This window comes from Paenibacillus sp. FSL H8-0168, from assembly GCF_038592955.1.
In the GTDB taxonomy this organism is placed as follows: domain Bacteria; phylum Bacillota; class Bacilli; order Paenibacillales; family Paenibacillaceae; genus Paenibacillus; species Paenibacillus polymyxa_B.
Genome location: NZ_CP151948.1, coordinates 3,643,726 through 3,666,909, shown reverse-complemented (window position 1 = coordinate 3,666,909; position 23,184 = coordinate 3,643,726). Strand labels below are relative to the sequence as shown.

Below are 23,184 nucleotides of genomic sequence, written 5' to 3'. Positions count from 1 at the left end.
TACCATTTAAGTATGCCTGTTTTTTGTGCAGAGGATGTGTAGAACTCATGTTTAAATTTAATTTTTATACTAAAATCGTTTCCATCGTTATCGTATTGCTTATACCTGTGCTGATCCTGTATGTCTATTCTAATCAGACAACAACAGGCGTATTACGTGAGGAGCTGAATCAATCTAATTATAATCAGCTGACTTTTTTTCAAGACCAGGTGAATACGAATATTGAAATGATTTCCTCCTGGCCGCATCTGCTGATTCATGATCCCGATGTAGCCAGTTTTCAAGCGATTTTTTTGAAGGACAAGGTTCTCAATCTGGATGGAATTAACCTTGTCAAACGGATTCAAACCAAGCTTGGGCTTCAGGAAAGCTCTTCTAATTGGAGAACCGGGCTGAGTATCTATTCTCCTTCGCTTGGACGGGTTGTATCGGAGAATGGAGCAGGTTTATATGACCAGAAAAAACTAAATCAGCTGATAAAAGACGGCTGGCAGGTATCCAAAAAAAGATCATACGGGAAAGACCAATTTATATTTTCATTGTATACATTATCCCCGTTTTCTTCGCTTGGTAATCCAGAAACCGCTAACACGATTATTAAAGTTGAATTTGACAGCAGTAATATTCAGGATATGCTTGACCGCTTCAAAGGTGATGGTCGAAAGGAGCCTTTTTATTATAAAAAAGGCGTAGGAGCGATCTATAATCGTACTGCCAATGAAGAGCTGTCTGGACAGCTGATTTCAAAATTAGAAAAAATGGGGCTCCATGAAGTTGATAATCTGACTGTGAAAATTGGAGAAGAAAGCTACCTGGTTCATGCCGTTCTTTCGCAAACGACGGGGTGGTATTTGATTGATTATATGCCTTTGTCCGATATGATGTCTCCGATTTACTCATCGAATCGACTGTTTTATATAACTGTTGTTGGCTCGCTGCTGGTAGGCTTGATTGGCGCTTACTTGCTTCATTCACAGGTACAAGTGCCGATTCTTCAGCTTGTGCGGGCATTTCGGAGACTAAAGGATGGAGACTATGCTGTTCGATTAAGTCTAAGAGGGAGTCACGAGTTTGCTTTCCTGTCTAGTCAATTTAATCTGATGGTCGAACAGATTCAGGAGCTATTTGAGAAGGTGTATGTTGAGCAGCTGCATGTCAAGGAAGCGCGACTAAAGCAGCTACAGTCACAAATCAATCCGCATTTTTTTTATAATTGTTTTTCGTTTATTACAAGTATGGCGAAGCTGCGCAATCATGAGGCGGTCGTGGCCATGGCTCATAATTTATCCAGGTATTATCGATATACAACCAGACAGGAGCGGGATTTGGTTCCATTGTCAGAGGAAGTCGAATTTGTTCAATATTATTTGAACATACAGCAGATGCGTATGCCAAGGCTAACGTTCTTAATTCATGTTTCTTCACAGGCTAGCAGTCTGCTGATTCCGCCGCTTGTAGTGCAGCCACTGGTGGAAAATGCGGTGCTGCATGGGATAGAGCCTCAAGCGGAGGATGGTGTAATTCATATTTTAACCGAGCGTGTTGGCTCGTATATGTACCTGATTGTGGATGATAACGGACTCGGTTTGAGTAGAGAGGCTATAACTGCCCTGACATCAACGCTTGACAAGCCAGTGGAAGAGGAACATGGATATGGTCTATGGAATGTGCATCAACGCATGCGATTACATTTTGGGGAAGATGCAGGACTGGAATTCTCTTTGTCTCCATTGGGAGGATTGCGTGCAGTTTTAAAATGGTCGATCTCAACAGAAGGAGAGCATGCGAATGGTTTAATTGAGCCTTCGCCAAATTCGAATATAGTTAAAACGGAGGGAACAGATGGTTCAGATATTACTAGTAGATGATGAGAGTTATGTAACAGAAAGTCTGGCAGCTACCATTCCGTGGGAGACGCTAGGCATCGAGAGGGTTCATCAAGCGGCTTCCGCATTAGCAGCAGTGGATGTGCTGGAAGCGTACGATATTGATATTCTGGTTACGGATATTCGTATGCCTGGTATGACGGGACTGGAGTTGATTGTTGAAGTAAACGAGCGATGGCCGCATATCCGAAGTTTGTTACTGACAGGCTATGCCGATTTTGAATATGCTAAAAAAGCGCTTCAGCTTAAGGCTTTTGATTACATTTTAAAGCCGGTGGATGATGAAGAGTTTATCAAATGTGTGTCAGCCGCCATGGATTCGCTAAAGGAAGAATGGGAAGCATTTGACAAGGTTCATCAATTACAATATAGCCGCAGAAACGATTTTGGTGTACTGCGGACCCATTTGATGCATGATTTACTACTCGGGCGTGATTTACCAGTACCCAAAATAGAGAGCAAAATGTCCGAGTACGAAATCAAGCTACGCACGGGACATCCTGCCAGTATGCTGCTTATTCAGCTAGGAAAGCATTTTTCTGATATGGACTATCATTCAGTCTCCTTAATTGAGTATGCGATTGGAAATATTGCCGAAGAAGTGTTCGCACCTGATTTTCACGTTTGGCATTGCAAAGCGCCGCATGACTGCTTAATTGTATTAATAGAAGGGAATTGGAATTCATTCCCTGAACGGAGCGCGGATGAGCAGAATCGTTTTTTGAGTGCGGCGATTGAGACCTTTCGAAAAAATGTGAGCAATTACTTGAAAGGGGAAATTTACGTTGCATTGACCGGATGGTTTAAGTTTCCAGAGGAGCTATCTAAGCTATATCAGAAAGCGATTAGATCCTTATACTGGAACCATCAGGAGGAGACGGATACACTGCTATTCATAGAAGAGCAGACAGAACAGCCACACAGCTCAGTTAAGTCACTGGAGGGGCTTTATATGCACCCAACGCTTACTCATCTGCTTGAATCCAGGCAATGGGACGAGGCCGAAGCGAAAGTGAGCCGTGTATTTGGAAAAATGGAAGAGGTGGGATATACACGCGAGCATTTATATGAGCTGTTTATTTCGGTGACGAGCGCCTTTATGTATACAGCGCACAAACAAGGACGTTTCATTACACAGATGGATCAAGTAGGCTTCGATCCGTTACATGCGCAGAAAATGGTTCATTCGTTCCCCCACCTCAAAGAGTGGATATTTTCCATGATGAACAAACTTAAATCTGAATGGTCCGCAAGCGAGCAAAGCGCTAAAAGCTATGTGGTCAAGCAGGTTCAGGAGCTCATCTCCCAGGATAGAGGCCAGGAGCTGTCTGTTAAGACGATTGCTGATCAGGTCTATCTTCATCCAGTCTATCTGTCTAAAATTTATAAAGCTGAAACCGGAGAAGGTCTGGGTGACTATATTATCCGAATGAGAATGGAGCGGGCTCTTTATTTGCTCAAATATTCCAACAAAAAAATATACGAAATTACGACGGAACTAGGCTACCAGAATCCCCAATATTTCAGTAAGATGTTCAAAAAGCATTACGGAATGACTCCGCATGAATTTCGGGACCAGTAAGGACGAAACCAGCAAAGATCAGTTGGGAAAGGTGCAGAAATATTTATTTTGTGACATAGGCTGTGAAGAAAAGCCCTCTTATAATAAAAGAGTAGAAAATGATTTTTAGAGGGGGAACAATATGCGAGTTCATTCGAAGAAAAAGCTGTTGTCGTTGCTCGCCGCAACTATGGTATTAGGAGTGGGCCTTGTGGGCTGCTCAGGTACGGGGAATGATGGAAATGGGGACAGCACAGCTAAAACTGAAAACGTATACAAAGAAAAATACAATCCAGAAGTCACAATTTCCACGGTATGGGGTGTAGATCCCGCCTTAAAATTTAAAAATGGTGAATCTATCGAAAATAACATTGCGACCAAATGGGCTAAAGAGAAATTCGGTATTAATATCAAATCACTCTGGTCCGTCACGGATACGAATGGCGCATTTGCTACAAAGCTGCGTTTGGCTATGTCCTCCGGTCAGGAGATGCCGGACGTCGTTGTACTGGGGACGGAGAATGAGCAACTGGCACAAGACATGATCGATTCTGGTATGTTTGCAGAGGTGGGTCCGTTGTTTGACAAGTACGCTTCGGATTCCTGGAAGCAGGCGATGAATCAGGATACAAACGTATGGAATCAGTATAGCCGAGATGACAAAAAAATGGGTATTCCTGTGCTTGATTTCGCCTATAACCATGATTATGTATTGTGGGTACGACAAGATTGGTTGGATAAGCTGGGTATGAAGGCTCCAGAGACGATGGATGATCTGGAAAAAGTGATGGATGCCTTTAAAAATAAAAATCCGGACGGACTGGCTCCGAACAAAGTGATTCCGCTCAGCATCGGTTTTAAAACATCCATGAACACTTGGATGGGTGACCCATCCTGGATTTTCGGGGCATATGGCACTCTACCTCAGCAGTGGAACAAAGGCACAAATGGCAGTTTGGAATATGGCTCCGTGCAGCCTGGCATGAAGCCGGGTTTGCAAAAGCTGAGCGAGTGGCTCAAAAAGGGATATATTCCTCAGGAAGCAGCATTGTGGGATGAAAATAAAACGTCAGAACCTACAGTCGCAGGAACAGCCGGTATGATTCCTGGACCATATTGGATGAGCGGCTGGCCGCTTCAGGATACAGTCAAAAATGCGCCGGGTGCCGTGTGGAAGCCGATCAAGATTCCAGCAGGTCCTGACAATAAAGCCATGCGTCACGGAACGCAATATACCAATGGTGTTGTATTAATCAACAAACAAATGCAGCATCCTGAAGCTTTTTTCACTTATCAAAATTATTTGTTTGACCATTATGCTAATGCCAAACAAGACGGCGATTTGTCGAATGGGCTGTTTAAGGGCTACGATTATGATTTGGATGCGGGCGGAAAGCTAATGTCTATCGATAAAATACCAGGCGGTTATGTAAACTCTTTTCGTTATTTGCTGGTTCGTGATGGTGCGCGTATACCTGATGCCCAAATGAAGGCTTTGTTAAGTTTAGCTAACGGCGCAGAACCGAAGACCCGTCTGGAGAAAGATGTAATGGTGAACTACGGGAAAGATACTCCCGCAGCTGCCAAAGTGCTTATGGAACAGAAGGATATCTCCATGAAAGATCAGTTCACAGGCCCTACTACGCCAACCATGAAGGCTAAAAAGGACTATCTGGATAAGATTGAAAGTCAGACCTTCAATGAAATTATTTATGGCAAGCAGCCGATCTCTGCTTTTGATACCTTTGTACAGACGTGGAAAACAGCTGGTGGCGAACAAATTACAAATGAAGTAAACGAATGGTATAAAAGTGTCGAAAAGTAAAATCATGATGTTGTAATAGTTAGGAGGGCTGTCCCGAGGTGGGCAGCCTTTTTACTACAGCTTCACCCGTATCGAGTGGAAATGAATGCGCTATCATTGTGTGTTTGAAAAAAAGTTTTATTCGTTTGGCGAGCTTGAAAAATGATTGCTTTTGTGCCATGTATGTTGGTTTTTTGAACTGTTGGGACAGCGAAAACGCTTTTATAATTGAAGTATACCATGAGAGTTACAGGAGGAACTGCAATGAGAAGTCTGCAACGTACGTGGCCATTTCATATCATGCTGCTGCCAGCCATCATTTTCTTAATTGTATTCAGCTACATTCCGATGGGCGGCATCGTGATGGCCTTTCAAAATTACAAGCCTTGGCTAGGCATAACTGGTTCCGAGTGGGTTGGACTGGATAACTTCCGCTTTTTGTTTCAACGGGAGGACAGTCTACAAGTCGTCTGGAATACGCTGATTATTGCTGTGTTAAAGATGTTTTTCAATCTGGTGGTTCCGTTTGTTTTTGCTATACTGCTGAATGAAATTCGTAAGGTCGGACTACAGCGATCCATTCAGACACTGGTTTATCTGCCACACTTTCTGTCGTGGGTCATCTTGGGCGGAATTCTGATTGACCTGTTGGCTTCAGATGGATTTATGAACCGTATTCTCGGTAGTTTCGGGATTCAGCCTATCTTTTTTCTGGGAGATAATAACTGGTTTCGGTTTACTGTCATTGTATCGGATATATGGAAGGAGTTCGGCTACAACACCATCGTATTTCTTGCCGCACTGGCGGGAATTAATCCTTCGTTGTATGAGGCTTCTGAAATGGATGGAGCGAGCCGCTGGAGACAGACGCTACACATCACTGTACCTTCGTTAATTCCGATGGTAGTCGTTGTTGGAACGCTTGCACTTGGCAATGTACTGAATGCCGGTTTTGACCAGATTTTCAACCTTTATAATCCACTGGTTTACCAAAAAGGCGATATTATTGATACATTCGTCTACCGGACAGCGTTAATCAATGGAGAAATGGGCTTTGCTACTGCTATCGGCTTGTTCAAATCCGTTATCAGCATGATTCTCATTCTGATATCTTATCGACTTGCTTACAAATGGGCAGGTTACCGCATATTTTGATTCCACGAGGCTGAAAGAGGGAGAGTCATGTATCATAAAACAACGCCATATCGCATCTTCAATGTGTTTAACATTTGCTTGCTTGTGATTTTGTCCATCATGTGTATCGTTCCGCTGATTCATGTGTTGGCGGTATCATTTAGTGCTAAATCAGCAGCAGATGCCAATCTGGTTGGACTGTGGCCGGTGCAATTTTCATTAGAAGCCTATAAGAAGACGATGAATAACCCGATTTTTCTGCACTCCATCTGGATTTCTGTCTGTCGGACTGTATTGGGAACCGGCTTGACACTGCTTATTACCTTTTTAGCTGCTTATCCACTTTCAAAGGAAACATCTGTGTTCCGTAGCAGAAACGTATATTCATGGTTGTTCGTATTCAGCATGATTTTTAACGGTGGTCTGGTTCCATTCTATATGGTTATTCAAAAGATCCATCTTATGGACAGCTTCTGGGTACTTGTTTTGCCAGGAGCGGTCAACACATTTCTGATCATCCTTATGTTGAACTTTTTTAGAGGAATTCCCAAAGAGATGGAAGAGGCCGCATTGATCGACGGAGCAGGACATTTTCGGACATTGTTTAGTATCTTTTTACCGATATCCATGCCTTCCATTGCGACGATTGCGCTGTTTAGTATGGTATTTCATTGGAACTCCTGGTTTGATGGTCTGCTCTATTTGAGCAATGCAAAGGATTATCCGCTGGCGACGTTCCTACAAACTGTAATTATTCAGAAGGACATGAGTTCCATGAGCATGAGTCCGAAAGAGATGGAATTACTTTCTCAAACGACGGTTAATGCTGCGCAAATTTTCATTGGTGCAGCGCCTATTCTCATTGTATATCCATTTTTACAAAAGTATTTTGTTAAAGGTATGACGCTAGGTTCCGTCAAAGAGTAACAGAATTAATTGAAGGAGATGATTTGTAGTGACGAAGCAAAACATAATCAAGTACCCTCCCATTAGTGAGCGAGTTCCACGTATGCTGCATGGAGCGGACTATAACCCGGAGCAATGGCAGCATTACCCTGAGGTGTTAGCGGAGGATATCCGTCTAATGAAACTAGCCAAATGTAACGTGATGTCTGTCGGTATTTTCTCATGGGTTTCATTGGAGCCTGAGGAAGGCGTATTTACGTTTGAGTGGCTGGATCGTATTCTGGATTCGTTTGCTGAGAACGGAATCTATGCATTTTTGGCCACTCCTAGTGGAGCAAGACCAGCCTGGATGTCACAAAAATATCCTGAGGTGCTGCGTGTGGAGGCTAACCGTGTCCGTAATCTGCACGGGTTTCGCCATAATCACTGTGCTACGTCGCCTGTTTACCGGGAAAAAGTACGTATCATGAATACGAAGCTAGCCGAGCGTTATGCTAACCATCCGGCTGTTATTGGCTGGCATATTTCCAATGAATTTGGTGGAGATTGCCACTGTGATTATTGTCAGGAGGCATTTCGCGCTTGGGTCCAGGATAAATATGGTACGCTGGACAAGCTTAATCACGCATGGTGGACGACCTTTTGGAGTCATACAGTTACAGATTGGAGCCAAATTGAGTCTCCGGCACCTCATGGTGAGACACAGGTTCATGCTATGAATTTGGACTGGAGACGGTTTGTGACCGATCAGACCGCAGATTTTATCAAACATGAGATTGTGCCGCTCAAGGCTGCCAATCCAGCCATTCCGGTCACAACCAATTTAATGGAGTTTTTTGAAGGATTGAATTACTGGAAGTTTGCTGATCTGCTCGATGTTATATCCTGGGATAGTTACCCGACGTGGCATGACCGTGAGGGAGATGATAGCCGTCAAGCTGCGAAAGTGGCTATGATGCACGATATTATTCGTTCAATCAAGGGAGGCAAGCCTTGGATGCTCATGGAGAGTACGCCGAGTTTGACAAACTGGCAAGACGTCAGCAAGCTGAAGCGGCCGGGAATGCATCTGCTATCGTCTTTACAGGCTGTAGCACACGGGTCAGACACCGTTCAATATTTTCAGTGGCGGAAAAGTCGGGGTTCGAGTGAAAAGCTGCACGGTGCGGTCGTCGATCATGTCGGACATGAGCACACTCGGGTATTCGGGGATGTGACCCATGTCGGTAATGCGCTGGAAAAACTGGAGGAGGTTATCGGTACAACTGTACCGGCGGAGGCCGCAGTCATTTTTGACTGGGAGAACCGTTGGGGAATCAACGATTCACAGGGACCGCGGAACAAAGGTGTGAAATATGAGGAGACAGCTGAAGCGCATTATTTGGCACTTTGGGAGCAGGGTGTGCCTGTAGATGTCATTCATATGGATGCAGATTTCTCCAAATACAAACTTTTGGTAGCTCCGATGTTGTATATGGTCCGCAGTGGTGTGGGGGAGCGTATACAGAAATTTGTTGAAAATGGCGGCGTTTTCGTAGCAACCTATTGGTCTGGTATCGTAGATGAACATGATTTGTGCTTCCTTGGAGGCTTTCCGGGCCCGCTTCGTAAGACGCTGGGGATCTGGTCGGAAGAGATTGACGGATTGCATGATCATGATCGTAATCACATTTTGCCGGTTGAAGGCAATGAGCTGGATCTGCAAGGGGAGTATGAAGCTGTGGAATTGTGTGATCTCATTCATACGGAGGGTGCAGAGGTACTGGCTGTGTACGGGTCAGACTTTTATGCAGGACGCCCGGCTTTGACGGTGAACCGTTTGGGAGAAGGAAAGGCTTATTACATCGCGTCACGCAACACCGGACTGTTCCACAGTCATTTTTACAGAAGTTTAATTGATGATGCAGGAATCAGTAAAGCACTCAATGTGAAGTTGCCTCATGGAGTGAATACGGCGATTCGTACCGATGGGGTTCATGATTATATTTTTATACTAAATTTCACGCATGAGTCGCAAAAGATTACGTTGGATGGACGAACTTATACGGATATGCTTGAAAATCATGCGATAGAAGATGGTAGCGTTCAATTGGATGCCTACACTGTTAAGGTTTTAAAGACAGAGCGCAATAAATAGAACATGATATTAAAGTGTGATCTCTGTCGTTTTCCCGAGTGAGGGAACTGGTAGATTGGTCAGAGGCAATGAGAAGTATACAATTCGGATGGGAGATGACTTATGAAAACAGGTAACCGCACGATGATATTTGCGATGTTGATCTTGCTATCCAGCTTATTGTATCCGTTCGGCTCTGTAGGGTTGGGTGCGGCTTCGGCCGCCCCTGCTTTCGCCAAAGGAGCAGATATAAGCTGGGTAGCAGGAATGGAAGCGCAAGGTATGACTTGGAAGGATAAAAAGGGTGTTCGTCGAGATATACTGCAAATTTTGCGAGATGACTATCAGATCAACTCGGTACGTATCCGTGTGTGGGTAAACCCTGACATGAAAGATTATGCAAGCGGATACATGAATGCCGAAAAGGCAGCAGAACTGGCGCAGCGAGCTAAAAAATTGGGTATGAGCGTTATGCTGACTCTACATTATAGTGATTCCTGGGCAGATCCAGGGCAACAGAACAAACCTTATGCGTGGCGCAATTTCACATTTACACAACTCATGGATGCAGTCTGGTCTCATACGGTCTATGTTATGAACACGATGAAAAGCAAGGGGGTAACACCGGACTGGGTGCAGATCGGTAATGAGACGAACAATGGAATGCTCTGGGAAGACGGCAAAGCTTCGGTGAACATGAAAAACTATGCCTGGCTCGTCAATACAGGTAATAATGCTGTAAAATCGGTAAGCAGCAGTACCAAAACGATCGTACATTTAGCCAACGGGGATAACGGTTCCATGTTGAACTGGAATATCGGCGGACTGATTGATAATGGAGCTCAGTTTGACCTCATCGGGCTGTCTTTGTATCCGTCTCCTACTGACTGGCAGGGCAAGGTGGATCAGACGATTACCAATGCCAATAACCTAATTGCCAAATACGGTAAAGGCATTGTCATCAGTGAAATCGGGATGGAATATAACGAACCTGCAGCTTCCAAGGCATTTATTTCTGCAATCAAAACAAAGGTTCGGAACATTGGAGGCGGCAAGGGAACAGGGGTATTTTATTGGGAGCCGGCTGCAACCCCAGGTTATAATCAAGGTTATAACAAAGGTGCTTGGCAGGCTGACGGTAAGCCAACCTCAGCTTTGGAAGGATTTATAAATTAAGAAGTACGTAAGAGTATATCAAAGAACCTCTAGTTCGCATTCTATGCAGACTATAGGTTCTTTATTGTTATCTTGAGTTACTTGGAGGTTATAAAATTAGGCTTCCCGGTTCACCTTGAAGAACGAAATGAGCTCTTCCAGCTCCCCGGACATCAATGTAAGCTTGTCAGAAGCTTGGACAATAGAAGCCATAGACTCAGCCTGTTCTCCAATGGTATGCTCGATTTGTTTGCTGCTGTCGACTGTTTTGCTAACTGTCGAAGAGAGCTCGTCAGAGGTAGCTGACATTTCCTGCGTGCTGGCTGAAATCTGCTCCGTTGCGCTGGATACCTCTTGAATTTGTGACGACACTTTATTAGACGCATCTAAAATTTCAGAGAACATTTCGCCTGTTTGCTTCGTAACTTCTAGCCCAATGTGAACTTCTTTTGTACCAAGGCTGATGCCTTTTACAGTCTGCTCAATTTCTTTTTGGATTTCTTCAATAAGCTCTGCAATTTGTTTGGCAGACTCTTGAGACTGTTCAGCCAAATTACGCACCTCTCCCGCTACGACTGCAAAACCTTTGCCCTCTTCACCGACTCTGGCAGCTTCAATAGAAGCGTTCAGTGCAAGCAGATTCGTTTGACTGGCAATGCCTGTAATGATGCTGACGATATTGCTGATTTCGTTAGAACGGTTCTGCAGCGCATTAACGGAATCAGCTGTACTTTCCATTGTAGTGGAGATGGAGTCCATTTGAGCGGAAAGCTTTTGGGCTACCTGATTGCCTTCAACGGAGCGTTTTTCCATAGAATAAGCTTGATCGGCTACGGAAGAGGAGCTTTCGGCAATCGTTTGGATAACTGTCGACATTTCATTCATAGCTCTGGAGCTTTCAAGTGCTGCGTGATCCTGAGCTTCAAGCCCCTGGGTTATTTCCTGAATATTGCTGTTAATGACGTTCGTATTCGTACTGTTTTTCTCGCTAATGCTTAACAATTCCTGGGCAGATCCCGTAACTTCTTGCGTCGTATCCTGTACTTTCACCATTGTATCGTTAAGGCGTTTGATCATAGAATTAAATTTTTGATTGATAATGCCAAGGTCGTCCTCGCCTGTCTTGATTTTTACATTCAGATTCCCCTCGCTGACTTCTTCAATGCCCTTCATCAAGCTACGAATCGGGGATAGGGTCCGTTTTACCAGCAAATATTGGACCGTTAAGAAGATCGCAAGGAACAGAATGAGCAATGAAACACCATATACAAGCAATTTATGAAGTCCGTTAGGTACAGAGCTCGCGTCTACGTCAAAGTATATCGCACTTGTGATTTTACCGCTTTCATCTGTAATTGGGTAAACAATGGTCGTCCATGTACCAAAATCGTCAGTATAAAAGCTGCTAAACGCTGAGTCTTTAGATTGAAGCATTTTATTTACACCTTGTACATTTTCGTCTGGAAGAGTGTACATATCCCCAATATTCATCTTCGAGTCTTGGAAAGCTTGGACTAAATTTGTAGGAACGCCAATAATGGAGGTTTGATTTCCTTCTGTTAGTTCTGTGCCAAATATGTAAGCTTGGGCAACATTAGGATAAAATGTGTGGATAGAATCTAGGAATTTGCGTAAATCCTGTTGAGCAGAACCGTTATAATCTTTTTCGGCTAATGCTTGTTGTACTTTTGTTTTGTCAACATCTTCTGCCCATTTTTTAGTCAATACTTTAACTTGGTCTTGCAGCTGCGTGGTGAGAATGTTCTTTTGAAGTATATAGCTGGATGTGATGAGAATAGCACCTATTAATACGATGTTAAGAAAAGAGATTAATAGATTTTTACCAAAAAAGGACATAGTTCTCCACTTCAAGTTTTTCACGTTTTCTTCTCCTTTGAATTAGCATTTTAGTTTCATATACAACCTACCCCATATATATTTCGACAATTTGCTTTCTAAATGTTAGGTATTTATTAAAAGGGAGAGTAGAAGGTTATTCAAAAAGAACGGCGGCCCCTAGTAAATGAAACGATGGGACCGCCGCTTGTCGGCAAAACTGGATTTTATGTTGTTTTTCCAACTCAATTCTTACTAAATCACTTTATTGTTCAAACAATATTTAAAAAATAAGATAAATGAGAGCAAACGGGTATACTTTATACCTATAAATACCTGGATTGCATTGAGGGTTCTTAAGTTTCTGTCCCTATAAAAGAAGTGAAATGAGTAAGGGTAGTGAAATGAGCGATAAGACTGAGCTAATAACAAATGCAGATGCAGCTTCCGTTTCCAGTGTTTCATAACGGGTAGCAATCATAGCGGCCACAGCCGAGCCGGGAAAAGCGACAAGCAATACGGCCTTGGTTACATCTTCATGGGATAGTCCTATCAGAACAGCAATACCGAGCATAACCATAGGCATCACGATGGCTTTCAGCACAGCGATGCTAAGTGCTTTTGGACTGAACGTAATCTTTTTGATACCAATGGTTACCCCGATGGCAAATAGGGCTGTACCAGCAGTAATATTGCCGATTTGATCAAACATGGATTGCAAAAGTTTCGGAGCGTGGAATCCACATAGAGTCAATACGACACCAAACAAGGGTACGCAGGCAAGCGGCTCGCTGAGTCCATGAAGGACTGATTTCATAGTGACTTTAAATAAGTTGCCTTTAGTGCCGTCGGATTCTGTTGTTTTGCGCTGACCGACCGTTCCCAAAATACTTGCAAGCGGATCAAGAATGGCATTAACGACGATCCCAGTAATCGCAATCGGGATGGCGACTGCCGCACTTCCGAACAAGCTGCCCAGAACCGGAATTCCCATGAATGCAAAAGAAGGCTGTGTCGAATTCAATGCGAACATGGAGGATTCAGTCAGGCCTTTTTTGGCAATTAAGCGATAAACAATGAGCAATACAATATAAAAGCCGATTACACCAAGTAGCAAAGCCACAAGAAAGGGCCACTTTTGAATCAACGTCTCTCTTGGTGTCGTCGTAATACCAATAAACAAGTGTGCAGGTAGAGCAAACTTCGTCACAAGTGTATTTAATCCCTTAGAAGAAGCAGGGTTAAAAGCCTTAAACAATCCTGCGAAATAACCAATTAAAATGACAAAGAAAATAGGAATTAAGATAATAAAAATATGACCTGTAGCCATGATGTCGCCTCCAATGAAGATGTCCGCCAAAAATGGCGGACATCAGTTAAATAATCACTTTGCATATGCAAGTACACATTTGATGTTGTTCGCTATTTTTAAACCAGAACCGTTTCCTGACCATATTGTTTGATGGGTTTATATTTGCAGTCCCACATCGCATCTCGAACCGCTTGTGCGATATCATCCGGTTGATGACGCGCTACTCCATCCTGAACTGCTGCCTTAGCTACAGCCACGGCTACCGCTTCAGATACTTCTCGTAGCTCGTTGATTTTTGGCAGCAGGGAAGCACCAGGCTGCGACAAATCAACCATTTGAGCTACTGCATGGGCAGCTGCTGCAAACATGCTATCTGTTATAATTTTGGATTTTACCACGATTGCGCCGAGACCCAGACCCGGGAATACGAAAGCATTGTTGGATTGCCCAATTTCAAACTTAATATTGTTATAGATCACCGGCTCGAAAGGACTTCCTGTTGCAATGAGGGCTTTTCCTTCGGTCCAGTGGATCAAATCTTGCGGAGTTGCCTCTGCCAGTGGAGTCGGGTTGGACATAGGCATAATAATAGGACGTTCTGTATGTTTGGCCATTTCTTTAACGATTTCCTCACTGAATGCCCCAGTAACACCGGAAGTACCGATCATAATCGTCGGTTTCACGCGGCGAATGACTTCAAGCAAAGGGATTTTGCCATCCTCAGCATGTTCCCAGTCACGGCATTCTGCAACATCACGCACATAAGGGACCTGGAATGGAAAAAGTCCTTCTGTTTCGTTGGTGAGCAGGCCGCGATAATCATAAGCCCAGAAGTTACGTCTTGCTTCTGCTTCTGACAGTCCTTCCAGCATCATGGCGGCGCTAATTTGGTCTGCATTGCCGATTCCAGCAGCTCCTGGACCAAAGACTAGCACCCGATGCTTGCTCAGTGGGACTCCGGACAATTGAACACCAGACATCACACCTGCGAGCGTAACCGCTCCAGTACCTTGAATATCATCATTAAAAGTCAAAATACTATTTCCGTATTTATTGATAATGTTCCGTGCGTTGACATTGCCCAGATCTTCCCAGTGCAGCAGGGCATTGGGGAAAAAGGACAGTGCCGCTTGAACATAAGTGTCAATAAATTGGTCATATTGTTCTCCACGTACACGTTTATGACGATTCCCCATATATAAAGGATCTTCCAATAGCTTCTCGTTGTTTGTACCTGCATCAAGAACAACTGCCAGCACCCGGCTAGGATCTATACCAGCAGCAGCTGTATACACAGCAAGCTTACCAATAGAGATATTAATACCTCCGACTCCCCAGTCCCCGATTCCCAAAATACTCTCGGAATCTGTGGCTACGATCAGGTCGATATCATCAGGGTCTAGGTTCAAATTCTTAAAAGCCTCTCCAATACCCGCAAGATTATCGATAGATAAATACATACCACCAGGCTTGTGATATTCATGACTGTATTCCTGTATAGCCTGGCCTACTGTTGGTGTATAAACAATCGGGAGCATTTCGCTTAGGTGCTCAGAGAGCAAACGATAATAAAGAACGGTATTCCGATTAAAAAGATCATTTAACGCAACATTTTTACGCAAATTATCCGGTTGGCTCTGAAATTGCTCGTAAACCCGCTGAACCTGCTCCTCAATAGTTAATATCGTAGGAGGAAGGAGACCATCAAGTCCAAGCTGTTTCCGTTCTTCCAGGGTAAAAGCCACTCCTTTATTCAGCAGGGGGTTGGCAAGTAGATCTTTTCCGGTTAATTTAGTTTCGATAGATCCGTCTTCCGTAAAATGAAAAGCACGCATTTTCAATTCCTTCTTTCTAAAAAATTACATTTTGTTAATCCTTGAACAATTCGTGAACAAGTATACGCCTTATTTTAAACCAAGTGAACAAGTATGTTGTGTGAAAAATGGTTATATAAGTGTTTACATAAGAAAAATTATGAAAATGAAAGCGATTTTCAATGTTTTTCGAATGAAAATTTCATTTAATTTTCATAATATTTTCGGAAAATATTTATTTAATGTGATAATTATCATAGTTTTTATAGGTGTGATTCGATTGAGTGCGCATGAAAAATAGCTTAACTTCATTTTATATAAACGAAGTTAAGCTATTTTTTTGGCTATAGGGATGGTTGAGGGACGATTCAATGCTTCGCAGCTCTATGTTTAATGAACATCAGGCATTTAATTCTCCGATGCGCTGGACGGCTTCATCAGTAACTGTAGCAGAGCGTCGCATCCAGCTGTTACGCCATTTCAATTGCATGATGATGACGAGGGTAAAGGCACAGAAGGTGATTAGGCTCAGAGAGATGAAGCCTGGCATATAGGAACCCGTTAATTTGTACAGATGACCCAGTATAAGGGGAAGAAAGTACCCGCCTATGCCACCAGCAGCGCCGACGATACCGGTCATGAGCCCGATTTCGTTGCCGAACCGCTGCGGAACGAGCTGGAATACGGAGCCGTTGCCAGCGCCAAGGCACATCATGCCTACGAACAGCAGCACAACTACCACGGCAAGTGGCGGTAAAAACGCAATGCCGGCGAGCATAATCCCGGCTCCCGCATACAAGTACATTAACATGCGTGAACCACCAATCCGATCAGACAAAAAGCCACCTACAGGACGAAAGAAGCTTCCGGCAATCACACAAATGGTCGCAAAATCGGCGGCATGTACCGCGGAGAGGCCATATTGGGTATTGAAGAAAATAGTCAAATAATTAGAAAGGCCAACGAATCCGCCAAACGTCACGCAGTAAAAGGCACAGAATACCCAGGCATCCCTCTGTTTGAGCACCGAAGCATAATGCGACAGACTTTTTGGTGCTGGGCGGTGAGGGCTGTTGCGGGCAAAAATACTGAACAGAACGAAGACGGTTAAGATGGGGAGGATGGCCAATCCGAAAACGGCTTCCCAACTACCAAAATGTTGAGCAATGCGGTTGGCGAACAATGTCGCAAGGACGGTACCGCTATTCCCGGCACCGGCAATTCCCATAGCCAAGCCTTGATGCTCTTTGGGGTACCATTGACTGGCCAACGGCAGCGCAGCTGCAAATGATGCTCCGGCTACGCCCAGGAGCAGGGCAACAACGTACATGTGCTCTAGCGAATCAACCCACAGCCAGCCGAGCAAGAGAGGGATTATCGTGACAAGCATACCAATCTGTCCCGTGAGCTTCGGACCGATATAATCCGACATGAATCCGAGCACGAGCCGCAGCAGGGAACCACCAAGTATAGGTAGGGCGACAAGATTGGCTTTTTGTACAGGGTCCATTGGATAATCATTAGCAATTACAACGGCCAATGGGCCGATCATTCCCCAGATCATAAAACTGATATCAAAATACAGAAAGGAGCCAAATAGGGTGGGCTTGTGTCCGCTTTTCCAGAAACTTTTTTTGTTCATTCTCCATCTCTCCTGTTCTCATTGTTGTTCTTTGTCTGAAAAATGTAATTTGAACATGAAAAAGCCGCAAATCGCCCCTACATGGTATCTAGGAAACGGTTTGCGGCCTCATTGCCGTGGTTGACACACCTCATTGTGAGTCGACTTGGTATGATCACGTTGGAGTGATTTTAATCAAATTATAAAAAAGGATCTGTTTTATGTCAATATACATAACACAAAATCGTAAAAAAATTAAATATAAGGTGAAAATATAGCTTTCATGTATTAAATATTGACATGACATTCACAATTCAGTAATCTTAGATACATATCGGCACAACGATGTGCTGACATTTACGGCAACGGTGCCCTTTTCCATTGAATGGAGAAGGGCTTTTTCTGTCTTATTTTATTCGGAGAATGGGGCTGGTTTAATATGATGAAAAAACTGGTCGTCGTCGGCAACGGTATGGCAGGCATTAAATGTGTGGAGGAAATACTTGATCTGGAGCCAGAGCGGTTCCAAATCACGATATTTGGTGCAGAGCCCCGTCCCGGGTACAACCGAGTGCTCCTGTCCAAAATGCTTCAGGAGGAGAGCTCATTTAAGCACATCGTTACCCATGACTGGGACTGGTATGAAGAGAACGGGGTAAAGTTGTACGCGGGTGAACGCGTCTGTCGTATTGATGTTGCAGCCGGGATGGTGGAAACGGAATCCGGCATCAAAGAACCTTATGACATACTCATATTGGCAACGGGCTCATTGCCTTTCATGCCGCCCATTCCCGGAGCTCGAAAACAGGGGGTAATCGCTTTTCGTGATGTGAATGATTGTGAAACCATGGCAAGATATGCCAAAACATACCGTAAGGCCACAGTTATCGGAGGGGGGCTGTTAGGACTTGAAGCCGCTCAAGGCCTGTTGAATCTAGGGATGGAAACTGAGGTTGTTCATAATGCGCAGTATCTTATGAACCGTCAGCTTGATCGGACGGCGGCTGTGCTTCTGCAGCGAAAGCTGGAACAACAGGGCATGAGGTTTCATTTGGCGAAGGAAACGGTCAACATCATAGGCCGAAACAGGGCGCAAGGATTGATATTTGCGGACGGGAACAGGTTGGAAACGGATTTGGTTGTGCTGGCGGTTGGTATCCGACCGAATATCGAATTAGCTCAGGACAGCGGTCTGACCGTAAACCGTGCCATTGTCGTGGATGATTATATGCGCACGAGTATTCCCGGTATTTATGCCGTCGGCGAATGTGCTGAGCATCGCGGGATTTCATACGGGCTAGTGGCGCCGCTATATGAGCAGGGCAAAGTGCTGGCAAAAGTTATTTGTGGTCGTGAAACGGCTCCCTATGAAGGGACGGTTCCGTATGCGCAACTCAAGGTAGCGGGGATTCATCTGTTTTCCGTAGGAGACATTCGCGAAGAGGGAAGCGAGATAGCGGTCATGGAGTATAAAGGGATGCAGGAGGTTTACAAAAAAGTGATGATGCATGCCGGTGCTGTCACTGGTGCCATTTTATTCGGAGATACGGCGGAAAGTAACTCCCTGCTCGGTATGGTACGGCGCGGCGCGTCGGCTACAGAGCTTGCATCCCAGGATAACAGCGAGAGCAGAGCAGAGGATGCGGTAGCCGCACTGCCGGAAGAGGAGACGGTATGTGCATGCAACGGCGTAAGTAAGGGGGCTATTTTGCGAGCGATTGCTACGGATAAGCTGAAGACGGTGGAAGAAGTGAAAAGCCGGACCAAAGCATCCGGTTCCTGTGGGGGCTGTCGGCCGCTGGTGGCTGCACTGGTCAAAAATAGTTTGTCCCGATCGACAGTTTCCGGGCCTGTAGTTACTCCGACCGCCCAAGAAGTTGTCCCTGTGTGTGGATGTACGCACTACGATCATGATTCGCTTAAGACAGCTATGGTGGACGCAGCCTGTCAGACACCAAAGGAAGTAGTGTCCCGTCTCGGTTGGACCAGACAGCAGGGGTGTGAATTATGTCGTCCGGCTGTACTTTTTTATTTGGAATCTCTCGGGTTGCGAGACAGATCTGCGACAAATCAATTAGGCGCTGGCGTTGCGGTTCAGGTCGCCGCGCAGTGCGGAGGAGAAGCGCCCTCTGCGGGTCTGCGCTTTACGAACCTAAATGCCGAGAATCAGGCTTTTGTTAAGTCGGACCTGATGGATCAGGCATTTGTAGAAGTAGCCTGGCTAAGAGAGCGGTTGGCAACTTTATGGGGAAGTCTCGCATTGCCCTCGTTGGTTACAGTTACTGTTTGTCCAGGATCGGAGTATCCCGGAGGTGTACTTGTCCACGATATTGGAATATCCCGATCTCCAGCAGGCTGGGAGGTTTATGCTGGTGGTCATGCTGAGCATCCGGTTCGCCAGGGGCAGCTGCTTGGATTGGAGGAGGACCCGACAGAAGCGGTCCTGCTGGCTTTAGTTTGCTTGCGAATATACCGACATAGTGCCCGGTACGGGGAGAAAATGTGGGAGTGGATTGAAAGGACTGGTGTTATGGCGCTACGGGAAAGTGTGCTTGATGCTGCTCTTCGAAGTGAACTGGCGGGCAGCCTACGGATCACAATGCTGACAGGATGATGGGTTGAGTTGGAGGGGAGGTGACTTTGATGTGTCAGTCAGGAGAAGACAAACCGGAAGCTGGGCTACAAGTATCGTCAGTAATGGATACGCAGTGCCCGTTTTGCAGCGTGCAATGTAAGATGACCGTTAGCACGGGTACAGAGACACTCGCGGGTATCATCCGTACAGTGTATAAGGCGGAAGGGAAGCCTAATGCAGCCTCGCAAGGTAGGCTGTGCATCAAGGGAATGAATGCGCATCAGCATGCGACTCATGCGGAAAGGCTGGTACAGCCTCTCATACGCAAAGAGGGCAAACTTGTTCCCGTCAAGTGGGAGGAGGCATTGGATACTATAGGTAGCAGTTTCTCTACGCTACTGTCCACACAGGGTGCCGATGCAATCGGAATTTACGGTGGAGGTTCACTCTCCAATGAAACGGCCTATTTACTCGGTAAATTTGCAAGAGTGGCTGTAGGTACGCGATATATCGATTATAACGGGCGCTTCTGCATGTCGGCAGCGGCATCCGCTGGCAGTAAAGTGTTTGGCGTTGATCGCGGACTGACCTGCAGATTGGCTGATATTCCATTAGCTCGTTGTATTGTACTCGCAGGTACAAATATCGCTGAATGCCAGCCGACGTTAATGCCTTATTTTCACGAGGCGAAGGAAAACGGCGCGTTTATCATCGTGATTGACCCGCGCGCGACACCAACGGCGGCGGCCGCCGATTTGCACCTGCAAATCAAGCCGGGTACGGATGCTGTGCTGGCCAATGCCATGCTAAAGGTCATCGTGGATGAAGGATTTGCGAATGAAGAGTTTATCCGCAAGCGGACCAACGGCTATGACCAGCTGTTGATTCATTTGAAGGGTGTGGATCTGAGCGAATCAGCTGCGTTGTGCGGAATTGAGGTAGAAATGATCCGGCAGGCAGCACGTGCCTTTGGTAGTGTGGAGACTGGCATCGTTTTTACGGCCAGAGGTGTCGAACAGCAGACAGATGGACATATGGCGGTGCGTGCATTTCTTAATCTGGTGCTGGCCACTGGCAAGATAGGAAGGGAAGGATGTGGTTATGGGGCTATCACAGGACAAGGAAACGGGCAAGGGGGGAGAGAGCACGGCCAAAAGGCTGACCAGCTTCCTGGCTACAGATCGATTGAGAATGAAGAAGATCGATTCTATGTGGCGTCCGTGTGGGGAGTTGAACCAAGCAGTTTGCCGGGAAAAGGGGTGTCCGCATATGAAATGATGGAGCTTGTTCATCAGCGAGAAATCCAAGCTCTGTTCGTGATGGGCTCTAATCCTGTTGTATCTAACCCGAATGTCCGGCTGGTGGAGGAAGCCCTCAAAAAGCTGAATCTGCTGGTTGTGGCGGATATGTTTCTCACTGAAACCGCGCGGATGGCCGACGTTGTTTTACCTGTGACGTCTTATTTGGAGAATACGGGGACGATGACCAATCTGGAGGGCCGCGTTCTGTTACGGGAAGCGGCGAGGCCCGCACCGGGCGAGGCTAGAGATGACTGGAACATTTTGTGTCAGTTGGCTGCAAAGCTAAACAAGGGCACCTATTTCTCTTACAGGGATGCTGAGCATATCTTTGAAGAACTGCGGCTCGCCAGCCGGGGCGGTCCTGCCGATTATTATGGGATCACATATGACAGGCTGCGTCGTGAAGAAGGAGTATATTGGCCATGCCCGTCTACGGACAGAGCCGGTATGGATATGATGTTTCGGGAAACCTTTGCCCATTCCGATCAAAAGGCTGTTTTTACGGTGGTTGCAAGCTGTGGAGCAGGAGAGGAGATATCAGAGGAGTACCCACTTATTTTGACGAACGGCCGTGTACTGGCTCATTATTTGACCGGTGCACAAACGCGCAGAAGTCCGTCGCTGGCCGCGCGAGAGATTGAAAATTATGTGGAAATTCATCCGCGGACAGCGCGACGCTGGCATATCAGGGACGGGGAGTGGGTAGAAATAGCATCACCGCGCGGCAACTTCACTGTCCGCAGCCGAATCAAACCACATATCCGCGAAGACACGCTTTTCGTACCCATGCATTGGGGCGGGATACAAAATGTAAATCGGGCGACCCGACCCGATCTTGATCCGTTCTGCCGGATGCCTGGCTTCAAAACGGCAGCTGTACGTATTCGTCCCCTTCATCTGGCTGCAGTTGCAACAAGTGCAGATAATGGGGAATGGTCTGAGTTCTAGAGCAGGATGGAGTAAGTGACTTTTTCTTTGCATAAAAGACCAGCCCTCATTGTATGAATGAGGGCTGGCCTTTTTGGATTGGACAGTTAATGGCCTGCAATCACAGACTGCGTGAGGCCGATATTATAATTGCAATCGGGTTTCGGATATGTTTGCTCCCGTTTTTATTTCTGTTCTGAGCATAGCTTCCCGCCATTGTTTATACAAATTCCAGGCGTCCCCGTTTTCTAGCAGCGGTTTGCAGGTATACAAACCTTCCTCTATGGAGTCGACTCGTCCTGCAACGAACAGTCGGACCGCACTGTTGAGTAACACTTGATTCGAAAAGGCTATAGAAGCTGTACCTTGTAGCACTTCCTCCGTAATGCGCAGTTGTTCAGCGGGGGTCCAGTTATGCTCTGGTACCACCGAATCCAGCCCGTACATTTCTGGATCAATAACCTGTAGTGACACCTCGCCGTTAGCAAGCAGGTAAGTCCGGGTCGGCCGATCGATGAACAGGTCCTCCGATCCTTCGCTCCCCTGGACGATCAGAGCCCTGCGGTAATTGAGATTTTGCATGAGTTTCGCCGTCTTCTCGAACACAGTATTGTGGAAAACGCCGAATACAATATAGGGGGAAGAACCGTAATCAACCAGTTTCTCGGCAGTATTCAGCACCGTGCGAAGCCCCAGCTCTTCGCGAATGGACCGCAGATCTCGCAGGGGCGCGCACCACTGTTCGGAGGCTATGAATAGTACACCAGCCAGCTTCGCGGCATGAATGGCGGTTTCGCGTGTCATGTTCCCGGACGTAACCCCCATTTCCTGCAGTAAAAGCGGTAGCGTAACCCCCCATTTGGGAGGGAGAGGTGCGCTGCCATGCATCGTTACAGGTATTCCGCATGAGGCGAGTACGAAGGCTGTTGCGAAGGTGGCGATAAACGATGACTTCCTGCCATCGTACGGACCGGCAAAATCAATACCTTCCTGCATCGGGAAGCGATGGGTATATTTACGGCAAACGTTTACGAATGCTTCCAGCTCGGCAACGCTCTCCATTTTAATGCGCTCCGCGGCAAAGAAAGCTCCAATTTGAGCAGGGGTTGCCGACTGGGTCATAATAAGCTCGGCAGCAGCTTCGGCTTCGGCATAATTCAGATCTCGGGCGCCTCTTTTGCCGCGACCCACTTCTTTTAATATTTCAATGATATTCATGTTCAGGCCCCTTTCAGA

General features: G+C 45.8%; 14 protein-coding genes. 9 read left to right on the top strand and 5 right to left on the bottom strand.

Annotated features, from left to right (window positions below):
* Nucleotides 1-47: 47 nt before the first annotated feature.
* From MHI21_RS16290 to MHI21_RS16260, 7 genes are all read left to right on the top strand, one after another.
* Nucleotides 48-1,868 (top strand): sensor histidine kinase, encoded by a 1,821-nt coding sequence (locus tag MHI21_RS16290; RefSeq protein WP_341163863.1) that lies wholly within the window; start codon nt 48-50, stop codon nt 1,866-1,868.
* Complete coding sequence (locus MHI21_RS16285; RefSeq protein WP_341163862.1) at nt 1,843-3,468, top strand: response regulator; 1,626 nt, start codon at nt 1,843-1,845, stop codon at nt 3,466-3,468. Before MHI21_RS16290 ends, MHI21_RS16285 begins: the two co-directional genes overlap by 26 nt.
* Before the next feature lie 121 nt (nt 3,469-3,589).
* A complete protein-coding gene (locus MHI21_RS16280; protein ID WP_341163861.1) occupies nt 3,590-5,272 on the top strand; it encodes a sugar ABC transporter in 1,683 nt (560 codons plus the stop codon).
* Between the two features lie 243 nt (nt 5,273-5,515).
* Nucleotides 5,516-6,406 (top strand): ABC transporter permease subunit, encoded by an 891-nt coding sequence (locus tag MHI21_RS16275; RefSeq protein WP_103048599.1) that lies wholly within the window; start codon nt 5,516-5,518, stop codon nt 6,404-6,406.
* Nucleotides 6,407-6,433: 27 nt separating this feature from the next.
* A complete protein-coding gene (locus MHI21_RS16270) occupies nt 6,434-7,312 on the top strand; it encodes a carbohydrate ABC transporter permease (RefSeq protein WP_061828452.1) in 879 nt (292 codons plus the stop codon).
* A gap of 28 nt (nt 7,313-7,340) precedes the next feature.
* Nucleotides 7,341-9,428 carry a beta-galactosidase gene (locus tag MHI21_RS16265; RefSeq protein WP_341163859.1) on the top strand — a complete coding sequence of 696 codons (2,088 nt, stop codon included), beginning with the start codon at nt 7,341-7,343 and terminating at the stop codon, nt 9,426-9,428.
* 102 nt (nt 9,429-9,530) lie between these two features.
* Nucleotides 9,531-10,583, top strand: a complete 1,053-nt coding sequence (locus tag MHI21_RS16260) for a glycosyl hydrolase 53 family protein (RefSeq protein ID WP_342418522.1) — start codon at nt 9,531-9,533, stop codon at nt 10,581-10,583.
* A 96-nt stretch (nt 10,584-10,679) separates the two neighbouring features.
* Here MHI21_RS16260 and MHI21_RS16255 read toward each other — a convergent pair whose 3' ends face one another.
* The 4 genes from MHI21_RS16255 to MHI21_RS16240 all read right to left on the bottom strand — a co-directional run bounded on the left by MHI21_RS16255 (nt 10,680) and on the right by MHI21_RS16240 (nt 17,166).
* Nucleotides 10,680-12,443, bottom strand: a complete 1,764-nt coding sequence (locus tag MHI21_RS16255; RefSeq protein WP_342418521.1) for a HAMP domain-containing methyl-accepting chemotaxis protein — start codon at nt 12,441-12,443, stop codon at nt 10,680-10,682.
* Between the two features lie 325 nt (nt 12,444-12,768).
* Nucleotides 12,769-13,728, bottom strand: a complete 960-nt coding sequence (locus tag MHI21_RS16250; RefSeq protein WP_341163857.1) for an AEC family transporter — start codon at nt 13,726-13,728, stop codon at nt 12,769-12,771.
* A gap of 98 nt (nt 13,729-13,826) precedes the next feature.
* Entirely contained in the window at nt 13,827-15,545 is a 1,719-nt protein-coding gene (locus MHI21_RS16245; protein WP_342418520.1) for an NAD-dependent malic enzyme, read from the bottom strand.
* A 379-nt stretch (nt 15,546-15,924) separates the two neighbouring features.
* Nucleotides 15,925-17,166, bottom strand: coding sequence for a nitrate/nitrite transporter (locus tag MHI21_RS16240; RefSeq protein WP_342418519.1), 1,242 nt, complete (start codon nt 17,164-17,166; stop codon nt 15,925-15,927).
* Nucleotides 17,167-17,584: 418 nt separating this feature from the next.
* On the opposite strand from MHI21_RS16240, the gene nirB reads away from it, so the two are divergent.
* Both nirB and MHI21_RS16230 read left to right on the top strand, forming a co-directional pair.
* Entirely contained in the window at nt 17,585-19,759 is a 2,175-nt protein-coding gene (gene nirB / locus MHI21_RS16235) for a nitrite reductase large subunit NirB (RefSeq protein ID WP_342418518.1), read from the top strand.
* Between the two features lie 29 nt (nt 19,760-19,788).
* A complete protein-coding gene (locus tag MHI21_RS16230) occupies nt 19,789-21,969 on the top strand; it encodes a molybdopterin oxidoreductase family protein (protein WP_342418517.1) in 2,181 nt (726 codons plus the stop codon).
* Nucleotides 21,970-22,092: 123 nt separating this feature from the next.
* On the opposite strand, the gene MHI21_RS16225 is transcribed toward MHI21_RS16230, so the two are convergent.
* Nucleotides 22,093-23,166 (bottom strand): anthranilate phosphoribosyltransferase, encoded by a 1,074-nt coding sequence (locus tag MHI21_RS16225; RefSeq protein WP_342418516.1) that lies wholly within the window; start codon nt 23,164-23,166, stop codon nt 22,093-22,095.
* Between the last annotated feature and the right edge of the window lie 18 nt (nt 23,167-23,184).

Excerpts from the sequence above, each read along its gene's own strand:
- MHI21_RS16290 (WP_341163863.1), top strand. The coding sequence starts at position 48 with ATGTTTAAATTTAATTTTTATACTAAAATCGTTTCCATCGTTATCGTA.
- MHI21_RS16285 (WP_341163862.1), top strand. The coding sequence starts at position 1,843 with ATGGTTCAGATATTACTAGTAGATGATGAGAGTTATGTAACAGAAAGT.
- MHI21_RS16280 (WP_341163861.1), top strand. The coding sequence starts at position 3,590 with ATGCGAGTTCATTCGAAGAAAAAGCTGTTGTCGTTGCTCGCCGCAACT.
- MHI21_RS16275 (WP_103048599.1), top strand. The coding sequence starts at position 5,516 with ATGAGAAGTCTGCAACGTACGTGGCCATTTCATATCATGCTGCTGCCA.
- MHI21_RS16270 (WP_061828452.1), top strand. The coding sequence starts at position 6,434 with ATGTATCATAAAACAACGCCATATCGCATCTTCAATGTGTTTAACATT.
- MHI21_RS16260 (WP_342418522.1), top strand. The coding sequence starts at position 9,531 with ATGAAAACAGGTAACCGCACGATGATATTTGCGATGTTGATCTTGCTA.
- MHI21_RS16250 (WP_341163857.1), bottom strand. The coding sequence starts at position 13,728 with ATGGCTACAGGTCATATTTTTATTATCTTAATTCCTATTTTCTTTGTC.
- MHI21_RS16245 (WP_342418520.1), bottom strand. The coding sequence starts at position 15,545 with ATGCGTGCTTTTCATTTTACGGAAGACGGATCTATCGAAACTAAATTA.
- MHI21_RS16240 (WP_342418519.1), bottom strand. The coding sequence starts at position 17,166 with ATGAACAAAAAAAGTTTCTGGAAAAGCGGACACAAGCCCACCCTATTT.
- nirB (WP_342418518.1), top strand. The coding sequence starts at position 17,585 with ATGATGAAAAAACTGGTCGTCGTCGGCAACGGTATGGCAGGCATTAAA.
- MHI21_RS16230 (WP_342418517.1), top strand. The coding sequence starts at position 19,789 with ATGTGTCAGTCAGGAGAAGACAAACCGGAAGCTGGGCTACAAGTATCG.
- MHI21_RS16225 (WP_342418516.1), bottom strand. The coding sequence starts at position 23,166 with ATGAATATCATTGAAATATTAAAAGAAGTGGGTCGCGGCAAAAGAGGC.